Raw genomic sequence first — 17,777 nt, 5'->3', positions numbered from 1 at the left:
TCAGATGGCGTCTTCGGAACTGATCAGGATGCCGTCCGGCCCGACGATGCTGAGGCCGAGCCCCTCGAACACGGAGTACTTGTACCCGTTGTTGTAGGCGACGAAGTAGTAACGGCCGCTGCCGTTCTCCTGCTCGTGAACCTCCGCCACCGGAATGCACAGGGTGTTACCGGTGCTGCGTGCCACGCCCCGGTATTAGAGGCTGCCGTCGCCCCACTCGCAGATGGTTGCGGCCGACTTCGCGGTGACGACCGAGGTGACGGTGTGCTGGCCGGCGTCGCACGACGGCGCGATCGGGGTCGCGGCGGCCGACGAGGTGCCGGTGACCAGAGCGCCGGCGGCCAGGACGAAGGAGGCGCCGGCGGTGGCCAGGCGGATGTGGGTTGTCTTCATGAGAACCGAAGCTAGAGCAGAATTGTCGCCTGCGACATGGGCAGAACTCCCCGCCATCGGTCGGATGGATGACCCTTCGATACGCCTGGGGTCACGCGTCGCGGTCGTCCTGTCCCTCGGCGAAATCCAGGCGGCGGAGCGCGACCCGGAGGACCTCGTCGTCGATGCGCCCGGCGTTGCGTTCCTCGATGAAAACCTTGCGCTGCAGGTGCAGGAGTTCGGTGCGTATCCGGGAGCCCGCAGCGGTGGGGCTCTCGCCGATCGCCTCCGGGCCGCGGCCGAGTTCCTCCCATGCCACGTTGCGCTGCGAGGTGATCCACTTGTGCATCAGGACCACCTGCATGCGTCGGGGGTCGTCGTCGGCCAGGCCGGCCGCGATCTCCTCGAGTCGCTGCTCGGCCTCGCGCGCGGCACGGTCCTGAGCGGCGGCGTAGGCGAGACGGTCCTGTGCGCGTTCGTCGCCGGTGACGCCGAGCGCCCGCACCACCCAGGGCAGCGTGGTGCCCTGGATCAGGAGCGTGCCGACCACGACGACGAACGTCAGGAGCAGGATCTCGGCACGTGCCGGGAACGGCTCGTCGGCCTCGGTCATCAGCGGGATACCGAACGCGGCGGCGAGCGAGACGACCCCGCGCATACCGGCCCACGACACGATGAACACCGAGGACGGGGGTGGGAAGGGTTCGCGTTCGCGGATACGGCGGACGAACACGCGCGGCAGGTACGCGGCCGGATAGATCCAGATGAACCGGATCAGGATCGTGGCGGTGAGGACCGCTGCGGCGTCGATGCCCACCTGGACCCAGGACTCGCCTTCGACGCCCTCGATGATGAACGGCATCTGCAGACCGATGAGGAAGAAGACGAAGGCCTCCAGGATGACGTCGATCGACTTGCGGACCGCCTCGTCCTGCAAGCGGGTCGCGTAGCCGACGCGCACCGAGCGCTGACCGAGGAACAACCCTGCCGTGACCACGCCGATGACGCCGGAACAGTGCAGTTGCTCGGCGACGAAGTACGTGGCGAACGGGACCAGCATCCCGATCGCGGTCTCCATCGGCGGATCGGTCAGCCAGATACGCACCCACGACACCGCGATACCGACGACGAGGCCGACCACGAGACCGCCGAGCGCCGCGACGGCGAACGTCAGAAGACCCTCACCCAGCGAGGTCGTGACACCTATCGCGGCGGCCAGCGCGATTCGGAACGCGGTGAGGGCCGTGGCGTCGTTGAGCAGACTCTCGCCGCCGAGGAGCGTCATGACGCGGCGGGGCAGGCCGAGGCGCCGGCCGATCGCCTGCGCGGACACCGCATCCGGCGGGGCGACGACGGCGCCGAGGACGAGCGCCGCGGAGAGCGGCAGGTTGGGCACGGTGAGGTGGGCGACGACCCCGACCACGAAGGTCGTGGCCAGCGGCAGACCGACCGCGAGCATCCCGATCGCACGCCAGTTGGCGCGGATCGCCTGATAGGAGCTCTCCTGCGCGGCCGAGTAGAGCAGGGGAGGCAGGATCAGGAAGAGCACGAGTTCCGGGTCTAGCTCGGGTGCCGGCATGTTCGGAATCCAGCCGGCCGCCAGGCCGAGGGTCACCAGGACCAGAGGCGAGGACAGCCCGTAGCGACGGCACAGTGCAGCAACCGCCACCGCGACGACCGCGACGAGCAGAAGCGATGCACTCATCCGAGCGACTGTAATCGCCGGATGCGCCGTTGATAATGGTGAACATGCAGATCTTTCGCCGGTCCTCGACCCGCGGCGGCCATCGGTCGGGTCCGGCATCCGACGCCGACGACTCGTCGAACCCGTCGGCGCGCTGCCCCGAGCTCGCCGCGGTCGCGGACGGGTCGATCCCGGTGCCGGAGCCTGCTTCGGGTGAAAAGCTCTGCTGCGAGGGATGTGTGGCGATCGGCGAGGACCACTGGGCGCATCTGCGAATGTGCCTGCGGTGCGGGTACATCGGCTGCTGCGACTCCAGTCCGCGGCGGCACGCGACCGCACACTTCCACGAGACCGGCCATCCGGTCATGCGGTCCGCCGAACCCGGCGAGAGCTGGCGGTGGTGTTACGTACACGAGGTCATCGGCTGAGAGCCGCACCACGACACCGCCCGACCAGGTGTCACCGTGGAAGAAGATGTACTGACGACAAGTAGGATTTGGGAATGACGTCGAACAGCGAGAGCGCGACCAGCGCGGATCAGCCGGCGCCGACGATCGGTCCGCCGGACGTTATCGGCACGCCGCTGAGTCCGACGGCGACCAAGGTGATGGTGCTCGGTGCGGGCGAACTCGGCAAAGAGGTCGTGATCGCGTTCCAGCGTCTCGGCGTCGAGGTCGTTGCCGTGGACCGGTACGCCAACGCGCCCGGCCAGCAGGTCGCCCATCATGCCGAGGTCATCGACATGACCGACCCGGACGCGCTGCTCGCCGTCATCGACAAGCACCGGCCCGCCTACGTGGTGCCGGAGATCGAGGCCATCGCCACCGCGGCGCTCGTCGACGTCGCCGAACGTGGCATCGCCGAGGTCATCCCGACCGCGAGTGCCGTGGTCGCGACGATGAACCGCGAAGGCATCCGCCGCCTCGCCGACGAGGAGCTGGGTCTGCCGACGTCGCCGTACCTCTTCGCCGACACCCTCGAGGAACTGACGGTCGCCGCCCGGCAGATCGGATTCCCGTGCGTCGTGAAGCCGGTGATGTCCTCCTCCGGCAAGGGACAGTCGGTGCTGCGCGGACCCGACGACGTCGCGTCGGCGTGGGAGACCGCGAACACCGCCGGCCGCGTGCAGGGCAGCCGGGTCATCGTCGAGGGATTCATCGAATTCGACTACGAGATCACACTTCTCACAGTTCGTGCCATCGATCCCCGGACCGGCGTCCTCACCTCGCACTTCTGCGCGCCGATCGGTCACCGCCAGATCAACGGCGACTACGTGGAGAGCTGGCAGCCGCATGAGATGAGTGCGGACGCGCACGCCTCGGCGACATCGATCGCGGCGCGCATCGCCACCGCTCTGGGCGACGGAAAGCTCGCCGGCCGTGGCGTTTTCGGAGTCGAGCTGTTCGTCAAGGGGGACGACGTCTACTTCTCCGAGGTCAGTCCACGTCCACACGACACCGGTCTGGTCACCATGGCGACCCAGCGGTTGTCGGAGTTCGAGATGCACGCCCGCGCGATCCTCGGCCTGCCCGTCGACGTCACGCTGGCGTCGCCCGGCGCTTCGGCCGTCATCTACGGGCAACTCGACGAGCCCGCCATCGGATTCGAGAACGTCGCGGCGGCACTCGCGGTGCCCGAGACCGACATCCGCCTGTTCGGCAAGCCCGAGAGCTTCCATCGCCGGCGTATGGGTGTGGTCACGGCGACCGCCGACGACGTCCCGGCCGCCCGGGAGCGCGCCGTGCGTGCGGCGTCGCTCGTCTCGCCGGTTCCCGGTCGGGCCGCCGTCCGGAAGGCGACGGTCCTGCCGCCGCCTCCGCCCGCGCCGCCGCGTCGTCCGGGTCCTCCGCCCGGACACTCGGGACCTCCGCCGGGACCCTCGGCACCGCCGCCGGGAGCCGCGGGACCTCCGCCCGGGCCGATCGGTCCGCCGCCCGGCCGCCCCGTCCCGCCGCCCGGCCGCCCCGTCCCGCCGCCCGGCCGTCCCGTTCCGCCACCCGGACCGCGTCCGGCGCCTCGTCCTCTCGGCGGTCCCGGTGGCCAGCGTCCGATTGCTCCCCCCGGGGCGCCCCGTCCGGCCGGTCCGCCGCGCTCGGCATCCCCGGGTCAGTCCCCGGTCATGACGTCCCTGGTGAAGACCGGGGATTCCGCCGACGGGGCGGCCCCCGGGTCGTCCGTCGCCGGCGAGTGACCGGGCGACGGACAGGTGCCGCTCTGGGGTGAGCTGCTCGTTGCGGCCGTCATCGTCGTCGGTCTGATCGGGATCGTCGTCCCGATTCTGCCGGGAACGCTGCTGATCGTGTGCGCGCTGTTCGTCTGGGCGCTCGTCGTGGGCGGCTGGGCCTGGTCCGTGTTCGCCGCGGCGATCCTGGTGGTTGCGGTCGGCGAGGCCATCAAGTATCTCGTCGCGGGAAAGTCGTTGCGCACCGACGGAATCCCGAACCGAACCGTCGTCATCGGCGGACTCGTCGGGATCGTCGGATTCTTCGTCGTGCCGGTGATCGGGCTGTTGCTCGGATTCGTGGTGGGCGCGGTGGTCTCCGAACTCGTGCGGACCCGAGGCCTCGAGCAGGCCTGGCGGGGTGCGCTCGCGGCTCTCAAGGCGGCGGCCAAGACGATCGGTATCGAACTCCTCTTCGCGCTCGTCGCAACCAGCATCTGGACGGGCGGCGCCTTCGTCTGGTGAGGGCGCCCCTTCCGCGTGACCTCTACATACGATCGCCGGCACACCCGCGTGTGTACATTCGCGCTCGGATGGGTATGTCCGCCGATGGCACGATGCCACGTTTTGAGTCCGAGGGGAGGAGTGCGCGTGGGCCTACTCAAATGGAGCAAGCGCCCGGCGGCAGGAGTCGAGGCGCGCGCACCCGGGGTGAATGTTCTTCGCGGACTGGTCGCTCGGGCGACCACGCCGCTGCTCCCCGATGACTACCTGCATCTGATCAACCCGCTGTGGAGTGCGCGTGAGCTGCGCGGCAAGGTCCTCGACGTCACCAAGGAGACCGACGACACCGCGACGGTGACGATCCGCACGGGCTGGGGATTCCCCGAGAACTACAAGCCGGGCCAGTACGTCGGGATCGGCCTGCAGATCGACGGCCGGTGGCACTGGCGCTCGTATTCACTGACCTCGATCGGGTCGTCCGAGCAGGACAAGACCATCTCCGTCACGGTGAAGGCGAACCCCGACGGTTTCCTGTCCTCCCACCTGGTCGACGGGGTGAGTCCCGGGACCATCATCCGGCTGCAATCGCCACAAGGCGATTTTCACCTGCCGGAGCCGGTACCGGGCAAGATCCTCTTCGTCACCGCGGGCAGCGGGATCACCCCGGTCATCGCGATGCTGCGCCAGCTGAGTTCGCACGGGCAGACGCCGGACATCGTCCACATACACTCCGCCCCCACTCGCGAGGACGTGATCTTCCTCGACGAGATGGAGCAGCTCGCCGACGAGGCCGAGAAGTATGAACTCAACCTCCAATTGACAAGGGAGATGGGTAAATTCGACGTCTCGCGGATGGACGAGTGGGCGCCGGACTGGCGTGAGCGGGAATGCTGGGCCTGCGGTCCGGTGGCGTTGCTCGACGCCATGGAGGCGCACTACGAGGACGGCGGCCTGCGTGAACGGTTGCACATCGAACGGTTCACCATCGCCCGCACCGATCACGGCGGCGAGGGCGGTACCGTCCGATTCGCGATCTCCGACAAGGAGGTCGAGGTCGACGGCGCCACCACACTTCTCGAGGCCGGCGAGGATCTCGGCATCCAGATGCCCTTCGGGTGCCGGATGGGGATCTGCCAGACCTGCGTCGTCCCGCTGGCGGGTGGGTACGTGCGTGACCTGCGCACCGGCGAAGAACGTCGCGAAGGAGAACGAATCCAGACCTGCATCAGTGCAGTGTCCGGTGAATGCACCCTCGATCTGTAGGAGGCTTCATGGCCATCACCGACATCGACCAGTACGCCCACCTCACCGAGGGTGACATCGAGACCCTCGGTGCCGAACTCGACGCGATCAGGCGAGACATCGAGGACTCTCGCGGTGAACGCGACGCGCGCTACATACGACGCGCCATCACCCTCCAGCGCGGTCTCGCGGCCGGCGGGAGACTCGCACTGATGTTCAGCAACAGGAAGATCGCCTGGGCGGCGGGCACGGCCATGCTCTCGCTGGCCAAGATCATCGAGAACATGGAACTCGGGCACAACGTGATGCACGGGCAGTGGGACTGGATGAACGATCCGGAGGTCCACTCGTCGTCGTGGGAGTGGGACACCACCTGCCCGAGCGTGCAGTGGAAGCACTCCCACAACTTCGTCCACCACAAGTACACGAACGTGGTCGGGATGGATGACGATGTGGGCTACGGAATCCTGCGCGTCACCCGTGATCAGCCGTGGGAGTGGTGGAACCTGGGCAACCCGATCTACAACCTGACCCTCGGCACATTCTTCGAATACGGTGTGGCGCTGCATCATCTGGAAACGGAGAAACTCCGCAACGGTGAGAAGACCTACCGTCAGGCCGCGAAGGACCTGCGGGTGATCGGCACGAAGGTCGGCAAGCAGGCCGCCAAGGACTACCTGATCTACCCGGCCCTGGCGGGACCCAACTGGAAGACGACGATCACCGCGAACTTCACCGCCAACATCATCCGAAACTACTGGGCGTACATGGTCATCTTCTGCGGCCACTTCCCCGACGGGGCGGAGAAGTTCACCGTCGAGGAGTTCGAGAACGAGGACCAGCCGCGCTGGTACCTGCGTCAGATGCTGGGGTCGGCGAACTTCAAGGCCGGTCCGCTGATGCGGTTCATGAGCGGAAATCTCAGTCACCAGATCGAGCACCACCTCTTCCCGGATCTGCCGAGCAGTCGGTACGAGGAGATCGGGGTGCGGGTGCGGGAACTGTGCGACAAGTACGACCTGCCCTACACGACGGGTTCGATCCTGGACCAGTACGCACAGTCCTTCCGCACGATCGCCAAACTGGCACTGCCGAATTCGCTGCTGAAGGCGACCGCCGACGACGCGCCGGAGACCGCCTCGGAGCTTCGGTTCGCGATCCGCGAGGGTTTGAGCGACCACTTCGGTGCCGACCCGGCGACGGGAAAGCGTCGCGGTCTCCGAACGGCGTTGCGGGAGTTGCGGAACTCGCCGGTGCGGTCGGCGAACGTGGGTCGGGCCGCAACTGCGTAGTGTTCGAACGGAAACCGTTGCGCCACCTCGGATGTCGCGCATCGTAGCGAACCGCACGACGATACGCGACATCTGCGAAAGCGTCTCCGGGTGCGCGGAGTCCATGCCAGAATGGCGCCGTGCGCATCGGGATGACGATGCCCGTGATGGAGCCGGACCTCGACGCAGGCACGCTTCATTCGTGGGCCACCACCACCGACGACGGCCCGTTCAGCTCCCTGTGCTGGGGTGAACGCATCGCGTTCGACAACCCCGAGTGCCTGACGTTCCTGGGCGCGGCAGCCGCCTGGACCCGGCGGGTCCCGCTGGTGATGACCGTCGTCGTGCCGCAGCTCCACGACCCGGTGATGCTGGCGAAGTCACTGGCCACCGGCGACCTGCTGTCGGAGGGGCGGCTGACGGTGGCACTCGGGGTCGGTGGCCGGCATGAGGACTACCGGGCCGTCGGCGCGGACCCGTCCACCCAGACCATGCGGCAACTCGCCGACCGAGCCGCGACCATGAAGCGGGTGTGGGCCCGCGAGAAGCTCACCGAATCGGTGCTGCCGGTCGGTCCGCCGCCCCATCGCACGGGCGGCCCGACGCTGCATGTCGGCACCACCGGACCCAAGACGATCCGCAGCGCCGTCGACTGGGCCGACGGCATCGCCGGGGTCACCCTCGACCTCGACACGGAGAAACAGAACGCACTCTTCGACGTCGCACGCTCCGCGTGGGCCGAGGCCGGAAAGCCGGCACCGCATCTCGCGACGTCGTTCTGGTTCGCGATCGGCGACGGTGACGGTCCGCGTGCACAGGTGACACGGCATCTGCACCACTACATGAACTGGATTCCGTCGGAGTTCGTCGACGCCATCGCTCCCACGACGGGCTGGGCAGGTACCGAGGCCGAGCTCGCGGACATCCTCCGGCGATTCGCCGACATCGGAACCGACGAGGTGCAACTCATCCCGACGAGTTCGGACCTCGACCAGCTCCGGCGCGCCGCGGATGTGGCCGCGGCGTTCGCCTGACTAGTGGTCGGCGTCCCGGCCGGGGCGCAGCGAGAGGACGCACAGCAGGGCGGCTGCGGCCGAGAGAAGGCCCGAGAAGATCAGGCACAGGTGCATGCCGTCGAGGAACGCGTCGCCGAGGGCGTTCATGACCGTGGGCGTGTCGGCGCCGAGGTCGAGACCGGCGACCGCGCCGAGACCCTCGCCGTCCACGGCGGCGACGACGCTGTCACGCATCTCGTCGCCGATGCCGGCGTCGGTGAGCCTGCCCGGGAGCGAGTCGACGGCACCCGCCGTCAGCAACGCGCCGAGAACGGCCGGTCCGAGTGCGCCACCCACCTGCCGGAACGCATTGTTTCCGGCCGCCGCCATACCCGCGAGCCGGTAGGGCACCGCGGAGACCGCGGTCGCGGTCATCGGGGCCATCACCAGGCCCATGCCCAGGCCGAGCACGATCAGGCGCCAGCCGATCGAGACGAACGTGGTGTCGGCGTCGATGGTGAGCAGCGCGAACTGCGCGACCGCGACCATGGCGAGGCCGCCGCCGATCATGACGCGCGCCTGGACCCGGTGCATCATCTTGCCCGCGAGCGCACCCACGACCATGGAGGCGCCGTTCATCAGCGCGAGTCGCCAGCCGGCCTCGACGGTGCCGAGCTGCTGGACCATCCCGAAGTACATGCTGAGCACGAAGATGAAGCCGATCAGAGCCAGGAAGCTGATCATCGCGATAAGGGTGGTGACGGTGAAGGCGCGGCTGCGAAAGAGCGCGAGGTCGAGCATCGGGCTGTCCGAGCGGAGTTCGACGGCGACAAAGGCTGCACCCGCGACGACGGCGATCACCAGGGCGACGATCACACGGGCATCGGCGAGCCCGTTGACGCCGGCCTCGATCACGCCGAAGACCAGTGCGGTGACCGCGACGGCGGCCGTCACCTGACCGGCCCAGTCGAGGCGTCGGGTGTGCGGGGCGCGGGATTCCGGCAGGACGGCGAGTGCCACCGCGAACGCGGCGACGGCAAACGGGATGGGCAGCACGTAGATCCAGCGCCAGCCCATGCCCTCGACCACCGGGCCCGCGATCAGCGGGCCGACGGTCAGCGCCAGCATCAGCGACGACGCCCAGATGCCGATGAACTTGCCGCGTTCACGGAAGTCGGGGACCGCGTGGCTGATGAGCGCGAGGGTGGTCGGCAACAGTGCGGCGGCACCGGTGCCGGCCAGAGCCTGACCGGCCCACACGAGCTGGATGGATTGCGCCGACAGTGCGACGACGGCGCCCAGTGCGGACAGTGCGAGACCGGTGAGATAGACCTTGCGGCGGCCGTGGACGTCGCCGAACACTCCTGCCGTGAGGATGAACGCCGCCATCGGCAGAACGAAGGCGTCCTGGACCCAGGACAACTGCGCGGTCGAGGCGCCGAACGCGTTCCCGATCGCCGGCAGGCTGACGGCGACGCTCGTGATCGGAAGATAGGCCACGAAGACGCCGATGCAGGCCATCACGACGGTGGCGGTCCGGCGCTCCGGCGGAGCGGGCAGGGCGGTGGAGGTGGACGTGGTGGTCACGCACTCTCGCTTTCGATCTCGGGTGGGACTGGGCAGCGCCCGGTGGCCGGACGTGACCGCAGGTCGTCGTCTCGGGAGGACAAGGCGATGGATGCCGCGCGAAGAGGCGCAGACATCCATTGTCCGGCGGCTCGGCAGGGAAACCGCAACCAGCGCGGCGTACACGGAACATTGCGTCGACCAGACCGGTTCGACGAGTAATATTCCTCCATCATGGACGACGTCGACGGCACAATCCTCCGTGCCCTCCAGGTGTATCCGCGGGCGTCGTTCCGCCAACTCGGCGAGGTCGCGGGCATCTCGGAACAGACCGCGGCGAGGCGCTACCAGGCGCTGCGTCGTGCCGGGGTGATGCGGGTCGTGGGGATCGTGCGGCCGGCGGTGCGTGGCCATTCCGAATGGGTGGCGCGGGTGCGGTGCCGGCCGGACCGCATGGAACCGCTCGCCGCGTCGCTCGCGCGTCGTCGTGACGTCGGCTTCGCCTACGTGGTCTCCGGAGGCGCCGAGATCATCTGCATCATCCGCGCGCCGATCGGTGCGGGCGGCGACGACGTGCTGCTCAATGCACTCCCGACGCGGGCCTCGGTCATCGACGTCCGTATCGACCTCGTCCTGCACGCCTTCGACGTCGGACTCCCCGCGTCGAGATGGACCGGCTTCGGTGGTGAGCTCTCGGAGTCCGCCCGGGCACTGTTGATCTCGGGCGCAACCGCGAGCCCTCTCTCCGGCGACGACGAGGCCGGGACCGGCGGTGAGGACGTACCGGACGAACCCCGCGAGAATGTGCGCCTCGGCGACGACGACGCACCCCTCATCGACGCGCTGACCCAGGACGGCCGACTTCCACATCGCGAGCTGGCGCGCATCTGTGGCTGGACGGTCGGGCGCGTCCGGCGCCGTCTGCGCACGCTCGAACACAGCGGCGCGTTGCACTACGACGTCGAGATCCTGCCCGAGCGTCTCGGTTTCGGTCTCAGCGCGACGCTGTGGCTCACCGTGACGCCGTCGGCGATCGACGAGGTGGGTGCAGCGCTCGCCGCGCACGACGAGGTGGCGTTCGCCGCGGCGATCAGCGGCGAACACAACCTCATGGTCGCGGTGATCTGCCGGGACACCGACGACTTCTATCGATACCTGCGCACCAGGGTCGCGGCCGTGGCCGGAATTCTGGGCTACTCGGTGAGCATCCGCGTCCGGCGCCTGAAGCAGAATGCGTCACTCGTGGTGCAGGGACGCCTGATTCAGCCCGTGTGACCCCGAATCACCGGTGGACGACACGAACCTGCCGTTCGGAAGCGCCGGTCGAAGGCGGCGTGCGCGGTAACTTGCACGTGTGACCTCGCCGACGGCCGACAACCAGGGACTGGTGAGGTTGTGCGTGCTCGCCGTCTTCGCCGGGTGTGTGACCGGTGTCCTCGGCGGCGCGTTCCGGTGGTGCCTCGACCATCTGAACCGGTGGCGGTTCGAGATGCTGCAGTGGGCCGACGGACTCGGCGCACCGGGATGGTTCATCCCGGTGGCGGTGACGGCGGCCGGCGCGGCCTTCGGCGCGCTCGTCTCCCACCTCGTACCGACCGCGGCGGGCAGCGGAATCCAGCATGTGGAGGCCGTCGAACGAGGAGAAGCGGGGCCTGCGCCGCTGCGGGTGATCCCGGCGCGGTTCTTCGGTGGTCTCGCCGCGATCGGATCCGGTCTGATCCTCGGCCGTGAGGGGCCGACGGTGCACATGGGTGCGGCCGTCGGATCGGAGACCGGACGACGTGCCGGACTCGGCGAGTACGACGTCCGCATCATGCAGACCTCGCTCAGCGGAGCGGGTCTCGCGGTGGCGTTCACGGCGCCGGTGGGCGGTGCGCTCTTCGCGCTCGAGGAGGTGACCCACTCGTTCCGGATTCGAGTGGTGGTACCGACCATTCTCGCGGTCGCCGCCGCGGTGGCCTGCGGACACGTGATCCTCGGCGACCGGCCCGACTTCCGGGTCGGCGTGGTGGCCGCGCCCCCGATCACCCTGCTGCCGGTCTTCGTGGTGTTCGGCCTCCTCAGCGGTCTCGTCGGAATCGCCTACGGGCGCGCGGTTCTCGGGGCGATCAATGCGGTTCGCGGGATCACGCGCGTCCCGCCGATCGCGAAGGCCGCGGTCATCGGTGCGATCGTCGGCGGCCTGATGGCCATCGACACCGATGCGGCCGGTGGGGGAGACAATCTCGCGCAACAGATCTTCGACGGTTCGGTCGTGCTCCCGGTGGTGGCCGCGCTGTTCCTGGTCCGGTTCGTCGCCGGTCCGCTGTCGTACGCCGCGGGAACCCCGGGCGGACTGTTCGCACCGATGCTGGCGCTCGGCGCACTGTGGGGTGTCCTGTTCGCCGCGGGGCTCGACGCCGTGCTCCCGCAATCGGATTCGACGCTGCGCGACGCCATGGTGCTCGCCGGCATGGCCGCACTGTTCGGCGCGGTGGTGCGGGCGCCGCTCACCGGCATGGTCGTGGTGATGGAGATGAGCGCGACGACCACTGTGGCGGTGCCCATGCTCGCCGCGACCGCGGCGGCCGTGCTCGTCGCACACCTCTCCGGGACGCCGCCGGTCTACGACTCGCTGCGTGAGCAGATGCTCGCCAACGATGCCGCACGACAACGGGACCCGGGGTCCTAGAACGCGCGGGTGTGCGCTCCGAGCGGCACGATCAGTGGCCCACCCGAGATCGGGTCGGTCATGACATGAGCGCGCAACCCGAAGGCCTCGTCGAGCATCTCCGCGTCGATGACCTCGGCCGGTGCGCCGGTGGCGACGATGGCGCCGTTCTTCATGACGACGAGTGAATCGCTGTAGCGTGCCGCGAGATTGAGGTCGTGCAATACCATGACCACGGTTTTGCCGTGCTCGTCGCGGAGGCGTCGGACGAGGTCGAGGACGTCGATCGAGTGGGCGAGGTCGAGGTAGGTGGTCGGCTCGTCGAGCAGGATGAGGTCGGTGCCCTGCGCGAGGGTGAGCGCGATCCAGACCCGCTGGCGCTGACCGCCGGAGAGCGCGTCGAGGGTGCGGTCGGCGAGTTCGAGGGTGTCGGTCATCTCCATCGCCTCGGCCACCGCGGCCTCGTCGGCGGCCGTCGCCTGCTGATACCACCGCTGGTGCGGATGCCGGCCCCGGCCGACGAGATCGGCGACGGTCAGACCCTCGGGCGCAACGGGGTTCTGGGGCAGGATCGCCAGGGTCCGCGCGACCTGCCTGGGGCGGACATGCGAGATGTCGTCGCCGTCGAGGTAGACCGTCCCGGCCTTCGGCGGCAGCAGGCGCGCGAGGCATCGGAGCAGCGTCGACTTGCCGCAGCCGTTGGAGCCGATGATGGTCGTGACCTGGCCGTCGGGGACGTCGATGTCCAGGCCGTCGATGACCACCCGCTGGTCGTAGCCGACGGTCAGTCCGGTAGCGCGCAGGCGGGACGTCGCCGGCGATGTGTGATCGACGGGGGAGATGGTCATACGGTCGCCTTCCGGGACATCGCGATCATCAGGTAGATGAGGAACGGTCCGCCGATCGCGGCGGTCACGATTCCGACGGGCAGCCCGCCGGGTAGCACCGTGCGGCACAACAGATCTCCGCCGAGCACGAGCGCGGCGCCGATCAGGCCGGACAGCAACGGCGTCGGTACCGCTGTGCGGGCCAGCCGCAGCGCGATCTGCGGGGCCAGCAGTGCGACGAACGCGATCGGTCCGGCGGCGGACACACACAGCGCACTGACCAGGACCGCCGTCAGCAACAGGGAGGTGGACACCGCGCCGGTCCGGACGCCGAGGCCGCGCGCCAGGTCCGGACCGAGGCTGAGCATTCCGATCTGCCGGGACAGCACCACGATCACGACGACCCCGACCGCGACCCCGCCGACCACCGGCCAGACATTGGACCAGCCCACGTTGGCGACCGATCCGACCAGCCACACCTGGGCACGCCCGACGTCGTGGATGTCGGCGCGGGTGAGCAGGAAGTTGGTGAGCGCCTGCAGCATCCACGTCATGCCGACGCCGATCAGCACGAGGCGGAACGGGTTGATGCCGCTGTTGGCCTTGCGGCCGGGCCAGGCCAGCACGTAAATCACCGCGGACGTCAGGAGCGCACCGATCATCGCCGAGGCCGGGACCCCGAGGTCGCCGAACCAGCTGCCCCAGCTCGTCGTCGAGAAGGCGATGGCCGCGACCGCCGCCGCGCTCGCTCCTGCGGTGATGCCGAGGATGTCGGGGGTGGCGAGGGGGTTCTGGGAGATCAGCTGGGTGATGGACCCGGAGAACCCGAGACCCATGCCCACCAGCAGGCCGACGAGGGCTCGGGGGAGCGCGACGTCGAAGACGACGACGTTCTCGATGCGGGTGCCGCCGCCGAGCAGGATTCGCGCGACGTCGATCGGGGTGAGCGGGAAGTCGCTGACGCCGACGCCGGTCAGGAACAACACCACGGCGAGCGCCGCCGAGACGAACGCGACGATCAGCATGCGCGGACGCACGACGACCGAGACCGGCTCGATCGCGAGGCGGTAACCGCCGGGATGCGGCGCGATGCTCCGTGCACGTGTCCCGGGCGTCGGCGTCTTCACGTCGGACGTGTTCATACGGATGCCAACCTCTGCCGACGGACCATGACGATCAGGAACGGGGCGCCGACCAGCGCCAGCATGACGCCCACCTGGACCTCACCGGGGCGTGCGACAACGCGGCCGAGGATGTCACAGCCGACGAGGAGGATCCCGCCGAACAGCGCCGAGTACGGGATGATCCAGCGGTAGTCGGCGCCCACTATCCCACGAGCGATGTGCGGCACGACCAGACCGAGGAACACGATGGGCCCGCAGGCGGCGGTCGCGGCGCCGATCAAGAGCGTGATCGTCAGGATGCCGAGCGCGCGGATGAGCACCACCCGGGAGCCGAGGGCCTTGGTCATGTCGTCGCCCAGGCTCAGCACGTTGAGGAAGAAGCCGCTCGCCAGCGCGAACACCAGCCCGACGGCGATGAAGGGCAGACTCGCCCAAAAAACGTCGATCCCGCGGCCGGCGGTCGAACCGACGCTCCAGAACCGCCACTGGTCGAGCGAGTTGGTGTCGACGAGCACGATCGAGGACGTGATCGCGGTGAGCATCGCCGTGAGGCCGGTGCCGGCGAGCACCAGGGTCAGCGGACTCGAGCCGCTCAGCGCCGACAGACCGAAGACGACGGTCGCGGCGATGATCGCGCCCAGCAATCCGAAGAACATGAACGCGACGGGGCTGGTGATCCCGAGCAGGTAGATCCCGCCCACGACCGCACAGGCCGCGCCGGCGTTGACGCCGAGCATGCCGGGATCGGCGATGGGGTTGCGGGTGTGTCCCTGGGTGATGGCGCCGGCCGCGCCCACGGCCAGTCCGGCCAACAGCCCGAGCAGGGTCCGCGGGACACGGAGGTCCCAGACGATGCCGTCGACGTCGGTGTCCTTGGTGATCTGCGGAATCCGGAGGTCGACGAGGGCCGACCAGATCTCGGAGATCCCCGCGGCGAAACTCGTCCAGACCTCGTCGAGCGGGACCGGGCGGGCGCCGAAGAGCACCGAGGCGATGACCAGCCCCACCAGGGCCGCGACCAGCACCGGAATGCCGAGGACACGGAGGGAGCGGCGCACGAAGGGTTACCTTACCAATGCAGCTCGAGGGGCCTGACGGCGCGGCGCGGTGGATGTCGTTCGGATAACGAAAGACCCGCGGAACCCGAACGGAGGCCGTGTCTTCGGTAACACTGCTTTGAGTTCGAATCGATATGTTCAGTGTTTCCAGGGTTGTGAAAACAGGAGGATCGATGAAGTCACTCAAACGTGCCGTTGTCGGGGTGCTGGCTGCGGGGAGCATCGCAGCAGGCACGCTGGTGGGTGCTGCGCCCGCCCAGGCAGCCGTCCCCAACCTTCAGATGACGGGTGGGGTCTATTGCCAGTTCGGAGCACCGGGTACGCCGTGGAACCAGGCGTGGAGCATGACCCGGTTCATGCGGGTAACCGCGCGTGACGGCGAGTTCCGCAATGTCACGCTGCAGGAGATCAACGGCGCGACCAAGTTCAAGTCGCAGCTGAAGAAGAACGAATCCCTGACCATCAAGACCACCTGGTTCGGCTGCTTCCCGTCGTCGATCGCCGGTTACGCGATCTCCGACTACGCCGAGAACCTGACGGACAACGCCGGCTTCTGGTGGAACATGCGGCGCATCGACAACCCGTTCGACAGGTTCGGTGCCGGCTCGTCGGCATCGGCGGCGCTGTCCGGCGGCGGCACCGACGTCAAGGGAGTTCCCGCGATCCCCGGTCGGTAGACGGGAACCGCTGAACGAACGACGAGGGGCGACCGGTGAGAACCGGTCGCCCCTCTCGTGTGGTCTGGCGGTGTCGATCAGGCCGACGGGCGCGCCACCTTGTGGGGCTCCGACGCGGCGAGCATGTCCTCACGCTCGACGACCTTCACGCGCTCACGGCCTTCGGCGGCACCCAGGGCGCGCTCGTGCTCGTCGAGGCGGTACCAGCCGTCCCACGTGGTGAACGGGATGCTCTTCGACTCGAGCAGCTCGATGATCGCGTCCTCGCCGGGCGCGGCGGGCTCGAGCAGCTTCTCGGCCTCCATGTCCTTGAGGATGCAGTCGACGGTCTCGTTGGCGTCGCCCTTGGTGTGGCCGATGAGGCCGACCGGACCACGCTTGACCCAGCCGGTGGTGTAGACGCCGGTGAGCTGCTCACCCTCGTCGAACACACGTCCGGCCTCGTTGGGGATGACTCCCGCCTGCGAGTCGAAGGGGATCTCGGGCAGGTTGTCCGACAGGTAGCCGACCGCCCGGTACACCGCGCCGACCTCCCAGTCGGTGATCTTCCCGGTGGGCTTCACGTTGCCGGTGCCGTCGAGCTGGGTGCGCTCGGTGCGCAGGCCCACGACCTTGCCGTCCTCGCCGAGGATCTCGACCGGGCTCTCGAAGAAGTGCAGGAACAGCTTGTGGATCGCACCCTGCTTCGGTTCCCGGATCGCGTAGTTCTCGATGATCGTCGCGACCTGGTCGGTGATCTTCGAACCACGACGGGCGACGGCCGAGCCCTCGTCGTAGTCGATGTCCTCGGGGTTGACGATGACCTCGATGTTCGGCGAGTGGTCGAGTTCCTTGAGCTCGAGCGGCGTGAACTTGGCCTGTGCCGGTCCGCGGCGACCGAAGACGTGCACCTCGATGGCCTTGTTGGCCTTCAGGCCCTCGTAGACATTGGCCGGGATCTCGGTCGGCAGCAGCTCGTCGCCGGTCTTGGCGAGCACGCGCGCCACGTCGAGGGCGACGTTGCCGACACCGATGACGGCGACCTTCTCCTGCTCCAGCGGCCAGGTGCGCGGGAAGTCCGGATGACCGTCGTACCAGGCGACGAACTGCGCGGCGCCGTAGCTGCCGTCGAGGTCGATGCCCGGGATGTCGAGCGCACGGTCGTCGGTGGCGCCGGTGGAGAAGATGATCGCGTCGTAGTGCTGCTTCAGCTCGGCCAGCGTGATGTCGGTGCCGTAGTCGACGTTGCCGAGCAGACGGACCTGCGGTTTGTCGAGCACCTTGTGCAGCGCGGTGATGATGCCCTTGATGCGCGGGTGATCAGGCGCGACGCCGTAACGGATCAGACCGAACGGAGCCGGCATACGCTCGTAGAGGTCGATGCTGACGCCGCGCTCTTTGGCGGTGTCGGACTTCATCAACGCGTCGGCGGCGTAGATCCCGGCGGGACCCGCACCGACGATCGCAACCCGCAGCGGGCGGCTGTTGTCGCTCATGGAGTAGGTGTCTTCCGTTGCTCGGCGCGCCCCGACGCAGGTGCTGGATGCGAAACCCCTGATCCTACTGTCGACACGCTTGGATATGGCCTATCCCTTCTACGGTAGGCGCTCGGTGTCCCCGGCCAAAATCTCCTGTGAGGTAATCCTCACTTCTCGACGTCATCGTGA

The 17,777-nt window shown here is 68.4% G+C and carries 17 protein-coding genes; 9 read left to right on the top strand and 8 right to left on the bottom strand.

Going from position 1 to position 17,777, the window contains the following annotated elements:
- From NWF34_RS02845 to NWF34_RS02835, 3 genes are all read right to left on the bottom strand, one after another.
- On the bottom strand, positions 1-186 hold the full coding sequence (locus NWF34_RS02845) for a hypothetical protein (RefSeq protein WP_258324208.1): 186 nt from the start codon (positions 184-186) through the stop codon (positions 1-3).
- Positions 187-195: 9 nt separating this feature from the next.
- Complete coding sequence (locus tag NWF34_RS02840; protein WP_258324207.1) at positions 196-393, bottom strand: hypothetical protein; 198 nt, start codon at positions 391-393, stop codon at positions 196-198.
- Between the two features lie 91 nt (positions 394-484).
- A complete protein-coding gene (locus NWF34_RS02835) occupies positions 485-2,077 on the bottom strand; it encodes a Na+/H+ antiporter (RefSeq protein ID WP_258324206.1) in 1,593 nt (530 codons plus the stop codon).
- Between the two features lie 44 nt (positions 2,078-2,121).
- Here NWF34_RS02835 and NWF34_RS02830 point away from each other — a divergent pair, with 44 nt between their 5' ends.
- The 6 genes from NWF34_RS02830 to NWF34_RS02805 all read left to right on the top strand — a co-directional run bounded on the left by NWF34_RS02830 (position 2,122) and on the right by NWF34_RS02805 (position 8,268).
- A complete protein-coding gene (locus tag NWF34_RS02830; protein ID WP_159405246.1) occupies positions 2,122-2,484 on the top strand; it encodes a UBP-type zinc finger domain-containing protein in 363 nt (120 codons plus the stop codon).
- Between the two features lie 74 nt (positions 2,485-2,558).
- Positions 2,559-4,247 carry a formate-dependent phosphoribosylglycinamide formyltransferase gene (gene purT, locus NWF34_RS02825; protein WP_258324205.1) on the top strand — a complete coding sequence of 563 codons (1,689 nt, stop codon included), beginning with the start codon at positions 2,559-2,561 and terminating at the stop codon, positions 4,245-4,247.
- Between the two features lie 15 nt (positions 4,248-4,262).
- The gene (locus NWF34_RS02820) at positions 4,263-4,742 is read left to right on the top strand and encodes a DUF456 domain-containing protein (protein ID WP_258324204.1); all 480 of its coding nucleotides are present in this window, start codon (positions 4,263-4,265) and stop codon (positions 4,740-4,742) included.
- Between the two features lie 126 nt (positions 4,743-4,868).
- Positions 4,869-5,984 carry a ferredoxin reductase gene (locus NWF34_RS02815; protein ID WP_258324203.1) on the top strand — a complete coding sequence of 372 codons (1,116 nt, stop codon included), beginning with the start codon at positions 4,869-4,871 and terminating at the stop codon, positions 5,982-5,984.
- A gap of 8 nt (positions 5,985-5,992) precedes the next feature.
- Positions 5,993-7,255 (top strand): fatty acid desaturase, encoded by a 1,263-nt coding sequence (locus NWF34_RS02810; RefSeq protein ID WP_258324202.1) that lies wholly within the window; start codon positions 5,993-5,995, stop codon positions 7,253-7,255.
- Positions 7,256-7,386: 131 nt separating this feature from the next.
- A complete protein-coding gene (locus NWF34_RS02805) occupies positions 7,387-8,268 on the top strand; it encodes an LLM class flavin-dependent oxidoreductase (RefSeq protein WP_159405294.1) in 882 nt (293 codons plus the stop codon).
- Here the strand turns inward: NWF34_RS02805 and NWF34_RS02800 are convergent, their stop codons facing one another.
- Positions 8,269-9,816, bottom strand: coding sequence for an MFS transporter (locus NWF34_RS02800; protein ID WP_258324200.1), 1,548 nt, complete (start codon positions 9,814-9,816; stop codon positions 8,269-8,271).
- Between the two features lie 213 nt (positions 9,817-10,029).
- Here NWF34_RS02800 and NWF34_RS02795 point away from each other — a divergent pair, with 213 nt between their 5' ends.
- Both NWF34_RS02795 and NWF34_RS02790 read left to right on the top strand, forming a co-directional pair.
- Entirely contained in the window at positions 10,030-11,070 is a 1,041-nt protein-coding gene (locus NWF34_RS02795) for an Lrp/AsnC family transcriptional regulator (protein WP_258324199.1), read from the top strand.
- A gap of 79 nt (positions 11,071-11,149) precedes the next feature.
- Positions 11,150-12,466 (top strand): ClC family H(+)/Cl(-) exchange transporter, encoded by a 1,317-nt coding sequence (locus tag NWF34_RS02790; RefSeq protein ID WP_258324198.1) that lies wholly within the window; start codon positions 11,150-11,152, stop codon positions 12,464-12,466.
- On the opposite strand, the gene NWF34_RS02785 is transcribed toward NWF34_RS02790, so the two are convergent.
- The 3 genes from NWF34_RS02785 to NWF34_RS02775 are packed head-to-tail and all read right to left on the bottom strand — an operon-like array spanning position 12,463 to position 15,454.
- On the bottom strand, positions 12,463-13,293 hold the full coding sequence (locus NWF34_RS02785) for an ABC transporter ATP-binding protein (protein ID WP_258324197.1): 831 nt from the start codon (positions 13,291-13,293) through the stop codon (positions 12,463-12,465). The two genes, NWF34_RS02790 and NWF34_RS02785, sit on opposite strands and share 4 nt — an antisense overlap.
- Positions 13,290-14,414 (bottom strand): iron chelate uptake ABC transporter family permease subunit, encoded by a 1,125-nt coding sequence (locus NWF34_RS02780; protein ID WP_258324196.1) that lies wholly within the window; start codon positions 14,412-14,414, stop codon positions 13,290-13,292. Before NWF34_RS02780 ends, NWF34_RS02785 begins: the two co-directional genes overlap by 4 nt.
- Complete coding sequence (locus NWF34_RS02775) at positions 14,411-15,454, bottom strand: iron ABC transporter permease (protein WP_258324195.1); 1,044 nt, start codon at positions 15,452-15,454, stop codon at positions 14,411-14,413. Before NWF34_RS02775 ends, NWF34_RS02780 begins: the two co-directional genes overlap by 4 nt.
- Before the next feature lie 173 nt (positions 15,455-15,627).
- Between NWF34_RS02775 and NWF34_RS02770 the strand changes: the two genes are divergently transcribed.
- Positions 15,628-16,131 carry a hypothetical protein gene (locus NWF34_RS02770; protein WP_006437787.1) on the top strand — a complete coding sequence of 168 codons (504 nt, stop codon included), beginning with the start codon at positions 15,628-15,630 and terminating at the stop codon, positions 16,129-16,131.
- A 77-nt stretch (positions 16,132-16,208) separates the two neighbouring features.
- On the opposite strand, the gene NWF34_RS02765 is transcribed toward NWF34_RS02770, so the two are convergent.
- Complete coding sequence (locus NWF34_RS02765) at positions 16,209-17,606, bottom strand: FAD-dependent oxidoreductase (RefSeq protein WP_258324193.1); 1,398 nt, start codon at positions 17,604-17,606, stop codon at positions 16,209-16,211.
- Positions 17,607-17,777 lie beyond the last annotated feature (171 nt).

It is taken from the genome of Gordonia sp. GONU, assembly GCF_024733855.1.
Taxonomy (GTDB): domain Bacteria; phylum Actinomycetota; class Actinomycetes; order Mycobacteriales; family Mycobacteriaceae; genus Gordonia; species Gordonia amicalis.
Note: the sequence above shows the minus strand (reverse complement) of the source record. Positions and strands in the feature narration are given on the sequence as shown.

Bases quoted from the DNA above. Each gene is read 5' to 3' on its own strand.
- NWF34_RS02840 (WP_258324207.1), bottom strand. From the start codon at position 393: ATGAAGACAACCCACATCCGCCTGGCCACCGCCGGCGCCTCCTTCGTC.
- NWF34_RS02835 (WP_258324206.1), bottom strand. From the start codon at position 2,077: ATGAGTGCATCGCTTCTGCTCGTCGCGGTCGTCGCGGTGGCGGTTGCT.
- NWF34_RS02830 (WP_159405246.1), top strand. From the start codon at position 2,122: ATGCAGATCTTTCGCCGGTCCTCGACCCGCGGCGGCCATCGGTCGGGT.
- purT (WP_258324205.1), top strand. From the start codon at position 2,559: ATGACGTCGAACAGCGAGAGCGCGACCAGCGCGGATCAGCCGGCGCCG.
- NWF34_RS02810 (WP_258324202.1), top strand. From the start codon at position 5,993: ATGGCCATCACCGACATCGACCAGTACGCCCACCTCACCGAGGGTGAC.
- NWF34_RS02805 (WP_159405294.1), top strand. From the start codon at position 7,387: ATGACGATGCCCGTGATGGAGCCGGACCTCGACGCAGGCACGCTTCAT.
- NWF34_RS02795 (WP_258324199.1), top strand. From the start codon at position 10,030: ATGGACGACGTCGACGGCACAATCCTCCGTGCCCTCCAGGTGTATCCG.
- NWF34_RS02785 (WP_258324197.1), bottom strand. From the start codon at position 13,293: ATGACCATCTCCCCCGTCGATCACACATCGCCGGCGACGTCCCGCCTG.
- NWF34_RS02780 (WP_258324196.1), bottom strand. From the start codon at position 14,414: ATGAACACGTCCGACGTGAAGACGCCGACGCCCGGGACACGTGCACGG.
- NWF34_RS02770 (WP_006437787.1), top strand. From the start codon at position 15,628: ATGAAGTCACTCAAACGTGCCGTTGTCGGGGTGCTGGCTGCGGGGAGC.
- NWF34_RS02765 (WP_258324193.1), bottom strand. From the start codon at position 17,606: ATGAGCGACAACAGCCGCCCGCTGCGGGTTGCGATCGTCGGTGCGGGT.